A 14,768-nucleotide genomic window follows, 5' to 3' on the forward strand; every position below is an offset into this window, starting at 1 on the left:
AGTTGACCATTCATTTCTTTGTGATTTCTTTTAAAACATACGTCGCCCTGCCAGTAGCCAGCAATTTTCCATTTTCGTCCTTGATATCTCCGACCCCTACTGCCAGCTGCTTGCCTCTGTTAATGACTCTGCCTTCCGCAAAAATTCTTCCTTGTGTGGCCGGCCGAAAAAAGTTGATGTTTAGCTCCGCGGTTAAACTAATCATGTGATCAGCCATTACGCTCCTTACTGCCGAACCAATGACCGAATCTATTAATGTAGTTATCACACCGCCATGAACCATTCCTGCCCCTTGCAGCAATTGGTCCTGTACAGCCAAGGATAAAGTAGCGGTTCCTTCACCAATATCCTCAATTTGAAGGCCGATTAAATCCCGAAACCGGTTATTTTTCATCCATTCCTCTTCACGAAGAACCAATTCATTTTTCATAGCAAGCTCCCTAAAAATGATTTTTTTATCGGTGAATATCCCAATCTGTCCAAAAAACGATTAGAATGTTAAATCTCCGCTTAGTAAACTTTTTGCAATAGTTCGGCGGTGGATTTCTGAGGTGCCATCCGGAATTCTTACAATCCTTGCCAGGCGGTATCCCTGCTCCAATCCAAGTTCATTGGAAATCCCTACCCCGCCATGGATTTGCATGGCCCGATCATAAACGCGTCCCATCATTTCCGTACAAAAAGCCTTTACCATTGAAATTTCCTTACGAGGTTGTTTTTTACTATTTTCAATCTTCCAGGCACAGTTAAGGGCCATATTTCTGGCTGCATAAATATCCATAGCAGATTCTGCAAGCATGGCTTGAATCATTTGATGTTCTTTAATTGGCTTTCCAAAGGTTTTGCGAATTTCTGCATACTCAACTGCCTTCTTTAAAGCCCATTGTGCTGAACCGATACATTTTCCACTCATACCAAGTCTTCCAGTGTTAATTCCATTTATGGCGATTGAGAAACCAAAGTCCACTTCCCCAATGACGTTTTCATCTGGCACTCGGAGATTATCGATGCTAATAATACATGCCTCTCCTCCCAGCTCGCCCATGACCGGAATTACTGAATCTACTGAGAACCCTTCTGATCCTGTTTCAACGAAGAAGCAGGTAATGCCGCCTTTTCTTTGCGCTTTCAAGTCCGGATTTGTCACGGCAAACAGCATGCAATAATCAGCGTGGGCAGCATTTGTAATCCATTGTTTGCTGCCGTTTATGACCCATTCATTTCCTTCTTTTACGGCATTCGTTTTAATGCTCCATACATCTGATCCTGCATCCGGTTCCGTTAAACCAAAGCAAAGAGTTTTTTCCCCTGAACGGATTCCATCTAAATATCTCTCTTTCAATTCCTCTTTTAAGCCGGTTAAAATTGGTGATAAACCGTTGGTAAATGGTGACGGGATGACGATTGGATCAACCAGCTTATTGAATGGATATGATATATTAATAGCCTCTTGGACGAGCAATGCCGTCATTGGCCCGAGTTGTTCTCCGCCAAGCTCTTCTGCACCAAACATCGTATAGTAGCCTGCCTTTGCCGACTCCATCCGAACAATCTTCCGCAATTCCTCCACTTTAGGGTGGTGGCGTCCATCTTCCGTGTAGTAGTTCCGTTCATTGTATAACAGCTCATGATTTTCCTTTTCAAGCGGTAATACTACCTTTTCAATAAATTGTTTTAACCCTTTAATAATTTCTTGTGTTTCCTCTGGAATTGTAAAATCCATGTTCTTTCACTCCTAAATTTTTAATCTATTATTATTGAATATTTGAAAGTGCTTTCTTCTTTAAAGTGATAAGGGCATCCGCAACGGTTACGCCCTCCCCTTCTGCATGTACCATGATTGGATTTAGATCGATTTCCTCAATCTCATCATGGGTGGAGATGAATTGGCTGAACTTTGCCACTACCCTGCTTAAGGCTTTCAGATCCCGAGGCGCTGACCCGCGAAAACCTTTTAATAAGGCCTTGCTTCGAAGTTCATCCAGCATTTCTTCGGCGGTTTCCTCAGAAATAGGAGCCTTTCGCATAACTGCATCTTTGTACACCTCGATATGAATTCCGCCTAAACCGACGAGAATCATCTGCCCGAAAACAGGGTCCTGATTCGCTCCGATGAACATTTCCACAGAATCCTTTGACAGCATTTCCTGGACTAAAATACCTTCGAAAACTGCATTTTCAACTTGGCTTATCTGCTGCTTTATAAATGTAAATTTCTCTTCGAGTTCTTCTTCGTTCGTTATGTTTAATTGGACAAGCCCTTTGTCACTCTTATGCAAGATTTGCGGGGACATCCCTTTAAGGGCAACAGGATACCCTATTTCTCTTGCCATTATTTTTGCTTCCGCGAGAGTTGCAGCAAGTTGTTCTCTCGTGATTGGAATTCCGATTTGTTTAAGTATTTCTTTACTTTTATGCTCTGTCAGCACGGTAGGAAGATTGTCAAATGACAGTCCATTCATTCCGTCAATTCTAGCAGTCTCGGATTCTTCCTTATAGAATTGGCTGAAATATTTAAGAGCCTTCATGGCATTTACCGCCCGGGAAGGATCCTCGATGACGGCTAACCGGTTTTCCATAAATGATTTTTTCGAATCCTCCGAATTAAGCGAAACAGTGATAATCGGAGTTTCTTTATACTTTTTGGCAATGTTAGAAACGGATCGGATGTGGTTTTGTGCATGTTCCGGATACAGTCCGCTAAAGGCTAGGAAAACGATCGCAGAGTCGTACTCTCCGCTGGAAAGAACAATTTCCATAAAATCTTGCAATAAGTATTGCCTAGTATTTAATTGTGCGGTTGTATCAATCGGATTTTTCACACCGGCAATCGGAAGAAGATCACTAAGCTGCTGCTGCACTTCAATGGAAGGCTCCGGTACAGTTAACGATGCTTCCGTCAATTGGTCTGCTAGCAGAATGCCGACTCCGCCCGAGACTGTAAAAACAGCCGTTTTATCTCCTTTTGGGAGCGGAAGCATGGAGCAGGCATAGGCTGCATCGATAAATTCTTCAATCGTTTCGGCACGATAGACTCCATATTGTTTGGCAATGGCATTAAACACTTGATCCGATCCGGCTAACGACCCTGTATGCGAAAGGGCTGCTCTTTGTCCTGCATTTGTTTTTCCAACTTTGAAAGCAATAACTGGCTTTTTCTTTTTAGCAGCAAGCTTGAATGCATTTATTAGCTTTTTACCATCTTTAATGCCTTCCATATAGCAAGCTATTACATCTGTATCTGGATCTTCCGCAAGGAATTCAATACAATCCGCCACATCGATATCGCTTTCATTTCCAGTTGCCACAAAATGGCTAAGACCGATAAAATTTTGCCGTGCCAGCGTAAAAACGTGGGAACCAAATGCCCCGCTTTGGCTGACAAAACCGATATTGCCTTTAAGGGGCGTTTGCTTTTCCAAGATGGTTGAAAAGGTAGCGAATACCCCAGACTTAAGGTTAAACATTCCAAGTGTATTGGGTCCTAGTATCCTCATACCGCTCTTCTTGGAAATCGCCGTCATTTCTTCTTGCAGTTTTCTTCCCGCTTCACCTATTTCGGAAAAGCCGGAGCTAAAGATGACTGCTGCCTTAACCCCTTTTTCTGCACATTGTTTTAATACGTTGACTACCAATTTGCTAGGCAGTGAAATGATCGCTAAATCGATTTCTTCTCCTATATCTAGAAGGCTGGAATAGCACTTCAAACCAGATATTTCGTTGTAATTTGGATTTATCGGAAAAATTTGGCCTCTATAGCCATTTCTTTGTAAATAATTTAAAGGTCTCCCGCCCAATTTCTTGCTGTCAGGACTTGCCCCGATAATCGCGATACTCTTGGGTTTAAAAAGAGCCTCTAAACTGTTTAGTGAAGCCATTTCATTACTCCTCTCTATTTAAAATTAAGGTCTTTGCTTATATACTTGCAAAAATCGTGCCAACCTTAAATTTCTTAATAAAACCCAGTAAATTCTGCATATTCCCCACTAAATGGTAAGATTTTTTTAAGACTATTCATTTGATGTTTCATCTTTGAAACATAAGAGTTCCAAAACTAACACTGATTATGGCCATTGGAATTAATTTAGATTTTTAAGGTTATGGAAAACAATAAAAAAGCCTAATTCCTCCGTGTTAAAAGGAGAAATCAGGCACTAGTTACTTCATATTTTTACTTGTCTAATATACGAAGGGGATTGTAATATTGCAAAACAATTTGAAGAAATAACGGTAAAATTGGCTATAGAGAAAGGAGCTAATCCAAGCTCCTTTCTTTTTACCTATATTAGTTATTAATATTTAACATCTACAGGTTGACCTGTCCGTGCGGATTGATAAATAGCTAAAATAATTTTTAGTGGTTTTATTCCTTCTTCACCATTCACAAGCGGTTCTCTATCTTCTTGAATGGCATTTATCATATCCATAAACTGTAAACGATGGGAAGCACCATCAAGGGCTGCAGGGTCTACAGAAGCATAATTTCGATCTCTTCCATTATGATTTTCGACGGCAGCTAAGTTGAGGACTTCCGCTTCATTATTTGGATTACGCAGATAATGCTTAAGTAATTGATCATTCTCAATCACGGCTGTACCATTTGTTCCGATTATCTCCAAGCGGGCTGACAGACCAGGATATGCAGCTGTAGTTCCCACAATGGTTCCTAACCCGCCATGTTTAAATTTTACCGTGGCAACGGCCACATCCTCCACTTCAATTCCTTCATGAGCTAATATAGCTGTATGTGCATATACACTTTCCACCTCTCCCATAAAGTACTGAAATAAATCTATCATATGAATGGCCTGATTGATTAATACGCCGCCTCCATTCATTTCCCATGTTCCCCGCCACTTACTAGTATCATAGTAGCTTTGAGGACGATACCAATTCACAGCCGCTTGCCCTAGCACCATTTTTCCGAATCGTCCTGAATCAATATCTTTTTTTATCCTGACAGTTGATGAATCAAAGCGATGTTGAGAGATAACACTTAATTTCACACGATGCTCACGACATACATCGATCATTTGCTGTGCCTTCTCAAGGGAAATATCCATTGGTTTTTCAACGATTACATGCTTTCCTGCCCGTGCAGCCTCTATCGCCATGTCAGCATGAGTGCCGCTTGGTGTAATAATCGATACAATATCAATATCTTTTCTCTTAAGCATTTCTTGATAATCTGTATACCAATCTGCACCGGCCTTTTCCGCAAGAGATTTTGCCTTATCCTCCTTACGGGAGTATACAGCAACCACTTTTGCTCCTTCAATCGCTGAAATTTGCTCATAATGCGTGGCACTAATTAGCCCTGTTCCGACTATTGCAAACCCGAATTCCTGTTTCATTTCAACCGCTCTCCTTCAGACTAACTAACCAATTACTTTCTGTAATCATATTTATTAACATTTATATAATCGTAATAATCAACCACAATGCGGTACACATTTATCAATTATAGTTAATTGTTGTATTATAAAAAAATAGTTACAATTTAGTCCTTTTTCAGCATTGTTTAACCGTGTGCAGAAATAAAAAACGCTATTCCTCAGGATCGGTCTCTTAGTAAAAAATAAGATGTATTTGTTCTCAGCTATCTTAGTTCACCCATGACCCAGTTTGTTCTAGCACCGGTCACTCCAGTACTTAGACACTGGCCGCTATCTTCTGTTAATTCAGCCACAATCGTTTCTATTAGAGGTTGATGAACATGCTGCGGCATTTCAAAACTCCATTGCTCTGTCCCACTAGCCGTTGTTAAAACAATCGGCTCATTTCCAAAAGTGGAAAAGGTAATTTTTCCTTTACTGCCGACGATTTCATTCACATCCGCATCTTCAAAAGCAGAAAAACACCAAATTCCTATGCCGTGAATTCCAGATTCAAATCGATAGGTACCTGTATAAATATCTTCTGCACGATAATTGCCTGCTTGATTTGAAGCAAAACCCTGCACATCCTTTATAGGCCCAAGTAGAAAATCTAATAGATCAAGGGTATGACTGGCTAAATCAAAAAACAGCCCCCCTCCGGAAATTTCAGGTTGAACTCTCCATGGGGAATTTTGTGAATCCAACATGTCTTCCGAAGCTTTTTGATACTGTGTTATTGATACGAAACGAACGTCACCAATCGCCTTATTTTGCAATAACTCTTTTATTTTAACAAAGCGAGGCAGCGCCCTGCGGTAGTATGATACATATAAAGGAACACCAGCCTCCTTGCAAGCAGCAATCATTTCATTGCATTCAGAAAAATTAAGCGCCATTGGCTTTTCTACATAAACAGGTTTACCTGCCTTTGCCACTTTAATGGTATATTCTTTATGTGAACTCGGTGGTGTAGCAATATAGACGGCATCGACATCTGGATCATTAATAAGTGCTTCGGCATCATCGTACCATTTTGGCACATTGTGTCTTTCCGCATAATCTTTCGCTAGTTCTCCCGTTCTCCGCATAACGGCCACCAACTCTGAATTTTTTATTTTCTGAAATGCCGGTCCACTCTTCACTTCCGTCACATCACCGCATCCAATAATTCCCCAACGAACTTTTCCAAATTTCATGGCAGTTTTCTCCTTCATTTGTTATAAATTTTAATTTTTTACAGGTTTCACTGTTGCAAACGGAAACGATCCTTGATTACATTTTTTTAATAAATCTTTAAAATATGACCGCATTGTGATACACTTGTACCATTAAGTGGATATGTCTAGTATAGGGAATTTTTAAAGCACATGTCAATAAAAAGTATCGAATCCAAGGAATGACTTTATCTTAGACTACTTTTTACCTTTTTTACTGATGGATTACGAATTTTCGTTATAATAGAATGGATTGATTCTGAAAGGAGTTTATACTTTTGAACAACGATAAACAGGAGCAAACGAAACCATCTAGTGTACAAGTCATCTCTCGCGCGGCTAAAATACTGAGGGCTCTTAAAGATCATCCAAAAGGGTTAAGCCTTTCCCAAATTGCCAAAGAAGTGGGCCTTGCCAGGTCAACGGTTCAAAGAATCGTAACCGCCCTTGAGGAGGAAAGATATGTTGCAGCCGCCTCTCTTCACGGCGGTTTCTGTCTTGGACCCGAGATCGCGATGCTTGCTTCCGCGGTCCATAATGATTTAAAAGAAGAAATCAGGCCATTTTTAATACAACTATCATCTCAAATCAATGAAACGGTAGATCTATCAGTATTAAATAATGGGAAGGTGTTTTTTGTAGATCAAATTGTCGCTCCGCATCCATTGCAAGCCACTTCACAACCCGGTGTATCTTTTCCATTACATTGTACGGCGAACGGAAAGGCAATACTGGCCTCCTTGCCTATTGCTGAGGTTGAAAAAATGTTACCGGAGCACTTGCAAAAGTACAATGATCATACAATTACGAGCCGGGATGAACTGTTAAAGGAGTTAAAAGTTATCCGTCAAGAGGGTGTTGCTTTTGCCAGAGAAGAACACATTCGTGGCATTTGTGCAGTGGGCGCAACTATTTTTGACCGCATGGGAAATTTATGCTCTATCTCGATCCCTCTCCCATCTATTCGTTTTTATGGCAATGAAGAGAAATTGGCGGCCGCCCTCCTCAGTACATGTCAAACAATTAACCAACACTTTAATATAAAACAATGAGAATGACATCGTTGCGAGAAGGGGAAAACGAACATTTCGTATTAAAACGGGGTGTGGGATTACTGGGGAATAAGCGTCCTCTTACATCTCGTTACTTTGGTGAAAATTCTTCATTTATAACGGTTATATGTAATTAAAAATCAGGCGGCATTCACTTAAAAGGATGACGCCTGGGAATAAATAAGAATAAGTAAATTCTTTCCTTTGTTAGGATCTCATATGTAGTGATTCTGGATGCATTTCCATAAACTCAAGCCAGTTTCCATCGGGATCTATTACCCAGAATTGGTAGTTCAAAGCTCTTCCTTGTGAAATTTCTTCTGCTAAATGTACTCCCTTTTTCTTCAATTGGTCTGCCGTTTTGTTAATGTCATCCACCTCAAAACATATATGTTCCGCTCTGTCTCTAACACCCTCGACACCCCCATAAAACAATTCAATGAAACATCCCTCTGCCACCTTTACATATACAATCCACGGTTCACCATTTGGTTGATTCAATTCAAACGCTTTCTTAAAACCCAGCTTATTGCAATAAAAATCCAATGAACGTTCCATATTTACTACATGAAATGCTTTGTGATTAATCCCTTTAATCATCATCTATCACACCTTTTTTTCAAATTTTACTTTGTGTCTTTAAACTTTTTAATCAAATTGGCTTGCCATTAAGGCCACCCTCCTACTATAATAACTCCTATTTGCTGAGATTTTAAGAAATTTGCAACTGGTGATAATTTCTTTCCAACTTCTTTTACTTTTTCTAATCCTTCAGCAATAATCGTTTCAGCTTGAGCTGGCATTGCAGCATGACCTTCAATAAATATAAATAGGGGGATAAATCAAACTACAATTTATCCCCCTATTAGGTACATTTTAAACATGCAAAGGGATACAGCTACCATTCATATTGTAGTTGTATCCCTTTACTTTTGTATTATCATTTGATATTGTCCGTTGCCTCTTAAAGAACCTTATTGAATTAAGGTAGCAGAAATCGCCACATCCTCATGTTAATTAAGTAGAAACTAGGGTACAAGCACAAGTGCCTTATCAACTATCTTTATTGGGCAGTATACCCGCCATCGATGATTAACTCAGATCCAGTTACAAATCGGGACTCATCAGAAGCTAAATAAAGAGCACCATAGGCAATATCAATCGGTTTCCCTAAACACTTCATAGGGATTTTTTCACTCAAAAAGTGATTGCCGTTTTTGCCGCCCGACATAGCTGTTTCAATGACTCCTGGATGAATGGAATTCACCCGAATAAAGTCCTTTGCTAGTTCCAATGCGGCAGATTTGGTCATTAACCTAACGGCACCCTTTGAAGCATGGTAGGCCGTACTCCCTGGTGTTCCAACCAAACCGGACCCAGATGAAGTATTAATGATTGAACCCTTACCTGCCGTATTCTTGATTAACTGCGCTCCATATTTCATTCCTAAAAAAGTGCCTATCGAGTTAATGGATTGTATCTTTAAAAATTCATCCACTGTCGTTTCTGCCAATCCATTTCTGCTCAAAATCGCTGCATTGTTTATAAGAATATCCAATTGGCCAAATTCTGCTTCCGTTTTCAAGATGACTTCTTGCCAATCCTCTTCAACTGAGACATCATGCCTGATGCCAATTGCCTCTCCACCCTGCGTTCTGATGGCTTGGACAGTCTCTTGAAGTGCTTGTTCGTTAATATCGGTTACAACTACTTTTGCACCGTTTTTAGCAAATAATATGGCTTCCTCTCTGCCAATACCATTCGCAGCTCCGGTAATAATAGCGACTTTATCTTCTAATCTTTTTGCGGTCATCGCACTTATCCCCTACCCATCTTAACTATTAATGAACTATTTTCTAGGCTCTGTTATAACTGAATGTTGATTTTACTGTGTTTGAAAAATAAAAGGAAAAATTCCGTTTAAATTGGGAAATGCCCTTCTTTCCTTGAAAATAAAGGAGGTTTTTCCGTTTATTTGATTCAAATCTTTGGATTTTGTCTTATTTAGAGCAGTTAATCGGAATTTCTTCGCTTATATTTGCTTGTTAAGCTTCCTCTTTATACATTAGCCGGAAATTCTCCGCCTATGAATTCTCTTACCTTACGAAAATCAATAATGAATATTAACAGTGCATCTCTTAAACAGCCATTCGATACATTATTGGGCTGTAAAACCGCCATCTATCACTAGCTCTGTACCTGTTACAAATCGGGATTCATCGGATGCTAAATAAAGGGCACCATAGGCGATATCGATTGGTTCTCCTAAATGAGGCCAAGGTGTTTTATCTTTTAAGAAATGTTCACCGTTTTTCGCTCCGGACATGTTTGTTTCAATTACGCCAGGATGAATCGAATTCACTCGGATCAAGTCTTTTGCCAGCTCAAGTGCTGCGGATTTGGTCATGAGTCTTACAGCCCCTTTTGAAGCATGATAGGCTATACTACTAGGGCTGCCAACTATTCCGTACATGGATGATGTATTAATAATGGAACCGCCGCCAGTCTTTTTCATCAAATTTGATCCATATTTCATTCCCAAGAAAACACCAGTTGAGTTTATCGATTGGACCTTTTCAAATCTTTCCAAAGAGGTTTCCGCTAAGCCAACCCTTCCCCCGATACCGGCATTATTCATCAGAATATCTAATCCGCCCAATTGTTCCTCTACTATCGAAATAACTTCCTTCCACTCCTCTTCTTCGGAAACATCAAGTTTTAAAGAGATTGCCTCTCCTCCATTCTCATGGATGATCTGCAATGTTTCGTGAAGCCCTGCCTCATCAATATCCGTTATCACAACCCTTGCCCCGTGTTGAGCGAATAAAATGGCTGTTCCTCTACCAATTCCATTACCGGCTCCAGTAATCATAGCAATCTTATTTTCTAATCTTTTTATTGACATGGTTAAACATCCTTTCTATCTATAAAAATCATTTTTTAAGTATTAATATAAAAATTGGTTAGATAATAAATAAAAGAGGAGACTAGGAAGAAAACATTCCTAGTCTTGAGTGATAATACTTTTTTACATAGTAGCTTCTATTCTATTTTATTAAAAAGGTATTTCTACTCCCTCATCTTTAAGCTGCTGTTTAAAATACTTCATCATTTCATCACCAGGATAGCCCTTTTTATTTGCTTCAGCTACCCAGTTATCCCACAACTTTTTAGCTGGGGCTTTAAATTTATTTAATTCGTCAGAACTTGGAGTAATCACTTTTCCTCCCTTATCTTGTACTCGTTTTTCAAATTCTTTAATAGAATTTTGCATTGAGCTCATATAAAGTTCTGACATCAATTCTTGATGTTTTGGCCCTAATTTTTCCACAAATAGTTTTTGAAGATCTTTTGGCATCTTATTGAATACGTTTGCATTTAGGAATAATCCATTGGAAGAAACCCCTAAATCGATCCTTGTCATGTATGGGGCAACTTCATTTAAATTAAACCCAATCGCTCCCGTTGTATTGTAGATAATATCATCCGCCATACCTTTTTCAACTGATTCATATAACTGTGAATTATCAATAGATACAGGGGCAGCTCCCCACAATTTGATTAATTCATTTCTAGAATAAAGGCTATTGACTATTTTCCGATTCTTTATATCTTTAACGGTATTGATAGGATCTGAAGTATATAGCTGTGCTGTATCTGTAGAAGAAGCACCGAGCCAGACAACATCTTTGAATGTATCTTTCATAAATTTTGCTTGGAACTTATTCATTACTTTTACCGCGACTTCAGAGTTAGGAATGGCAAAAGGTAAGTCTCCAATTGATAAAGGGAACAAGATATCGTTCTTGTCAGAACTTGCATATAATAGCCCCACATCAAACACGTCACCGCTTATATCATCATAACCAGTATCAGGTTTTCCTAATGCTGAGCTTGGAAAAACATGAACTTTAACCCTTCCATTTGTTTCTTCTTCAACAAATTTTGCCCAAGGTTCTGCAACTTGTTTCGTATAAGGGTGAGTAGGTGGAGCAAGGTCATTGTAGTTTATTTCTATTACATCTTTACTTGCTTTTGTGGAGTCCTTGGATGATGTTGACGATTCTTTTGCCTGGCCGCATGCAGCTAAAACAAGCATTGTCATTAACATAATGGAGATGATCAAATTTCTTTTTTTCATATGCTTTCCCCCTATAAAATAGTTTTATTTATTCCCCTTTTCAGCTAGCACCGATCTTAAAATTGGAATTCCCGCATAAAAAGTATCAACACCTTGAGCACTTGTTATTTTTAAAACCTCCATAATTTCTTCAAATGTCGCCCCTTGTCTTAAGGCACTTTGAATATGGACCCTAGTTCCAAGAGCAAATAAATGTGTAGTGGCAATATCAACGGCAATGTAAATAAATTCCTTTAATTTCGGACTTAGAATGTCATTTTCCCAAGGGTTTGTCAGAAATTGATAATAACCTTCAAAAAACTGCTCATCATTTAATAAGAGCGTGTCTCGGAATGAATGCCAGTAGCCCATCTTTTGAATAAACTTTTCTTTTAACTCCTCCTGATGTGCATCCAATTTCACGTTTGCAAATGCGCCTGTTTCTTCAACTAGAATAGGAACCCCGACAGCACAAGTATGCATTCCTAGTACACTGACAAGTTTAAAAACTTCTAAAATTTCTTGTTCCGTAACCCCTTGGTTGATGGCGTTTTCAATGTGAATTCTTAATGTATCCTTGCTTAAATTAGTAGGTGCCGAGCTTAATGCCACATTAATTAACTCTCGTGACTTCGCATCGAGAATGTTGTTTTTGTAGGGAGTAGCTACTAATTTTTTATAAATCTCAAAGAATTCCGGGTCTTTTTCCGCTAAATAACTTAAGGTTGGGTTCCAATATCCCAAGTCCTTTTTGTAAGCTGCCTCAAGATCATTCACTAACTCATTGGTTTTTGTTGTTTCTTGATTAACCAAAATTTAATCCTCCTTTGTTTTTTCAAGGTCATTCCTTTGTAACTTTTAAATATGCAACTATTGTGCCAACCCTCTTTATTTAATTAGGATAATGTTCTCATAGTAGTTAAAACCTAGCTATATTACCTATATTTTTGTTATTAAAAAATTAAATGAAGGCTAATTTAACCATGGAATCGTGAAAATTTTTATATCGGAATGTATTATTAATGAAACATGCCGTTTCATTATTGTTACACGGAAGGCCCTATATTAAATGGCACGAAACTTGGTGGTGATTAGAGACTTCCTTCAAATCCGGATATACTTCTTTACATTTTTCCGTTTTAACTGGACATCTTGAGTAAAAATAACATCCAGCAGGTGGATTTTCTGGGCTCGGAAGATCTCCCTCCAGAATGATTTTTTGTTTCAACCTTTTAACTTTAGGGTCCGCGACAGGAACGGAAGATAATAAAGCCTGTGTATATGGATGCTTTGGAGTGTTAAATATCTCATCACGAGTCCCGATTTCTACTATTTTTCCTAAATACATTACGGCAACACGATCACTGATTTGCTCTACAACACTTAAATCGTGAGAAATGAAGATATAAGTTAAATTAAATTGTTCTTGTAATTTTTTTAGCAAATTTAAAATTTGGGATTGTATCGATACGTCCAATGCTGAAACGGGTTCATCACAGACAATAAGCTGTGGTTTTAGCGCTAAGGCTCTTGCAATTCCAATTCGTTGGCGCTGCCCCCCTGAAAACTCATGGGGGTATCGCTCCATATGGTACTCGTCTAAGCCCACTAGCTTAAGGAGATTTATTACCTCATTTTCAATTTCATATCTTGGAACAGTTTTATTAATAATAAAAGGTTCACTCAGTATCTTTTTTACCGTATGTTTTGGATTTAAAGAACTATAGGGATCTTGAAAAACTACTTGAATTTCCTTACGAAATTCTTTCATTGCAGTTTTGTTTTTCATTAAAATATTTTCATTATTAAATAGCACTTCTCCAGATGTGGGATCTATTAAACGGAGAAGACACATTCCCGTTGTACTTTTTCCACAACCTGATTCACCAACGATGCTAAAGGTTTCTCCACGTTTTACATCGAATGATACTTCATCTACTGCTTTTAATTGTTTTTCAGAGTTACCAAACATTCCCTTTTTTACAAGATAATATTTTTTTAATCCGTTTACTTCTAGAAGTACATCCGTTTTTACTACATTTTGTTCCAACATCGAACACTCCTTCCTTCTCCAACCCCCTCTAATACTGGTTCTTTTTCGGAACAAATCTTCATTACTTCATTACAGCGTGGATGGAATCTGCATCCTTTTGGCATGTTGTCAATATTAGGAACACTGCCCTTTATGGTATAAAACTCTTGAGAGCGTTGTCCTATTTTAGGAACAGATTGTATTAAATCTCTCGTATAGGGGTGAACAGGTTTGTCAAAAATGTCTTCTACACTCGCCTCTTCAATAACCTGCCCCGCATACATGACAATCACTTTTTGGCATGTTTCCGCTACTACTCCTAAATCATGAGTAATCATGATGATGGACATGTTCAAATCTCGCTGAAGGTCGGATAATAGACTTAGAATTTGCGCCTGGATGGTAACATCTAATGCAGTAGTAGGCTCATCAGCTATTAACACTTTGGGATTGCAAGCTAAAGCCATCGCAATCATTACACGTTGGCGCATTCCGCCGGACAACTCATGGGGGTAAAGCTTTAATTTCTCTTTAGCATTCGGGATTTTTACTTGTTCTAGAACATCTATGGATTTTGCCATTATTTCACTATTGCTCAAATCAGTATGATACTTATACACTTCGGCAATTTGATTTCCTATCGTAAAGGAGGGATTTAGTGATGTCATTGGTTCTTGGAAAATCATCGTAATATCTTTTCCACGAACCCTATTCATCTCTTTATCAGACATTTTTGTTAAATCTTTCCCCTTATAATAAATGCTCCCTGAATTTATGTTTAGTGTTTTTGGTGTAAGCCCCATAATGGCCAATGATGTCATACTCTTTCCACAACCGCTTTCACCTACAATGGCAGTAAATTCTCCTTCGTTTATGGAAAAGCTAACATCCTTTAAAATAGGGCTAAAAGTACCTTTATCATGTCTGCCTACACTTAAACCTTGTACATCTAATAACTTGCTCATCTTAACC

14 protein-coding genes are annotated in these 14,768 nt (G+C 38.7%); 1 reads left to right on the plus strand and 13 read right to left on the minus strand.

Annotation, left to right across the window (positions count from 1 at the left end; genetic code table 11):
* Positions 1-10 precede the first annotated feature (10 nt).
* From V5M37_RS17320 to V5M37_RS17340, 5 genes are all read right to left on the minus strand, one after another.
* Positions 11-430 carry a PaaI family thioesterase gene (locus V5M37_RS17320; protein ID WP_423798413.1) on the minus strand — a complete coding sequence of 140 codons (420 nt, stop codon included), beginning with the start codon at positions 428-430 and terminating at the stop codon, positions 11-13.
* 60 nt (positions 431-490) lie between these two features.
* Positions 491-1,723, minus strand: a complete 1,233-nt coding sequence (locus V5M37_RS17325; protein WP_423798414.1) for an acyl-CoA dehydrogenase family protein — start codon at positions 1,721-1,723, stop codon at positions 491-493.
* Positions 1,724-1,754: 31 nt separating this feature from the next.
* Positions 1,755-3,878: an acetate--CoA ligase family protein gene (locus V5M37_RS17330; RefSeq protein ID WP_423798415.1), complete on the minus strand. Its 2,124-nt coding sequence runs from the start codon at positions 3,876-3,878 to the stop codon at positions 1,755-1,757.
* 414 nt (positions 3,879-4,292) lie between these two features.
* Complete coding sequence (locus V5M37_RS17335) at positions 4,293-5,354, minus strand: Gfo/Idh/MocA family protein (RefSeq protein WP_423798416.1); 1,062 nt, start codon at positions 5,352-5,354, stop codon at positions 4,293-4,295.
* Positions 5,355-5,599: 245 nt separating this feature from the next.
* Positions 5,600-6,574, minus strand: coding sequence for a Gfo/Idh/MocA family protein (locus V5M37_RS17340; protein WP_423798417.1), 975 nt, complete (start codon positions 6,572-6,574; stop codon positions 5,600-5,602).
* Positions 6,575-6,870: 296 nt separating this feature from the next.
* On the opposite strand from V5M37_RS17340, the gene V5M37_RS17345 reads away from it, so the two are divergent.
* Positions 6,871-7,644: an IclR family transcriptional regulator gene (locus V5M37_RS17345; RefSeq protein WP_423798418.1), complete on the plus strand. Its 774-nt coding sequence runs from the start codon at positions 6,871-6,873 to the stop codon at positions 7,642-7,644.
* 207 nt (positions 7,645-7,851) lie between these two features.
* Here the strand turns inward: V5M37_RS17345 and V5M37_RS17350 are convergent, their stop codons facing one another.
* The 8 genes from V5M37_RS17350 to V5M37_RS17385 all read right to left on the minus strand — a co-directional run bounded on the left by V5M37_RS17350 (position 7,852) and on the right by V5M37_RS17385 (position 14,761).
* On the minus strand, positions 7,852-8,244 hold the full coding sequence (locus V5M37_RS17350; RefSeq protein ID WP_423798419.1) for a VOC family protein: 393 nt from the start codon (positions 8,242-8,244) through the stop codon (positions 7,852-7,854).
* 68 nt (positions 8,245-8,312) lie between these two features.
* Positions 8,313-8,447 (minus strand): hypothetical protein, encoded by a 135-nt coding sequence (locus V5M37_RS17355; protein ID WP_423798420.1) that lies wholly within the window; start codon positions 8,445-8,447, stop codon positions 8,313-8,315.
* 260 nt (positions 8,448-8,707) lie between these two features.
* On the minus strand, positions 8,708-9,457 hold the full coding sequence (locus tag V5M37_RS17360) for an SDR family NAD(P)-dependent oxidoreductase (RefSeq protein ID WP_423798421.1): 750 nt from the start codon (positions 9,455-9,457) through the stop codon (positions 8,708-8,710).
* A 345-nt stretch (positions 9,458-9,802) separates the two neighbouring features.
* Entirely contained in the window at positions 9,803-10,549 is a 747-nt protein-coding gene (locus tag V5M37_RS17365; protein WP_423798422.1) for an SDR family NAD(P)-dependent oxidoreductase, read from the minus strand.
* Positions 10,550-10,699: 150 nt separating this feature from the next.
* On the minus strand, positions 10,700-11,785 hold the full coding sequence (dctP, locus tag V5M37_RS17370; RefSeq protein WP_423798423.1) for a TRAP transporter substrate-binding protein DctP: 1,086 nt from the start codon (positions 11,783-11,785) through the stop codon (positions 10,700-10,702).
* A 24-nt stretch (positions 11,786-11,809) separates the two neighbouring features.
* Positions 11,810-12,577, minus strand: a complete 768-nt coding sequence (locus tag V5M37_RS17375; protein ID WP_423798424.1) for a carboxymuconolactone decarboxylase family protein — start codon at positions 12,575-12,577, stop codon at positions 11,810-11,812.
* A gap of 247 nt (positions 12,578-12,824) precedes the next feature.
* Positions 12,825-13,814: an ABC transporter ATP-binding protein gene (locus tag V5M37_RS17380; protein ID WP_423798425.1), complete on the minus strand. Its 990-nt coding sequence runs from the start codon at positions 13,812-13,814 to the stop codon at positions 12,825-12,827.
* Positions 13,799-14,761: an ABC transporter ATP-binding protein gene (locus V5M37_RS17385; protein ID WP_423798426.1), complete on the minus strand. Its 963-nt coding sequence runs from the start codon at positions 14,759-14,761 to the stop codon at positions 13,799-13,801. Before V5M37_RS17385 ends, V5M37_RS17380 begins: the two co-directional genes overlap by 16 nt.
* Positions 14,762-14,768 lie beyond the last annotated feature (7 nt).

The organism is Neobacillus sp. SAB-20_R2A (genome assembly GCF_049568635.1).
Lineage (GTDB): Bacteria > Bacillota > Bacilli > Bacillales > Cytobacillaceae > Neobacillus > Neobacillus citreus.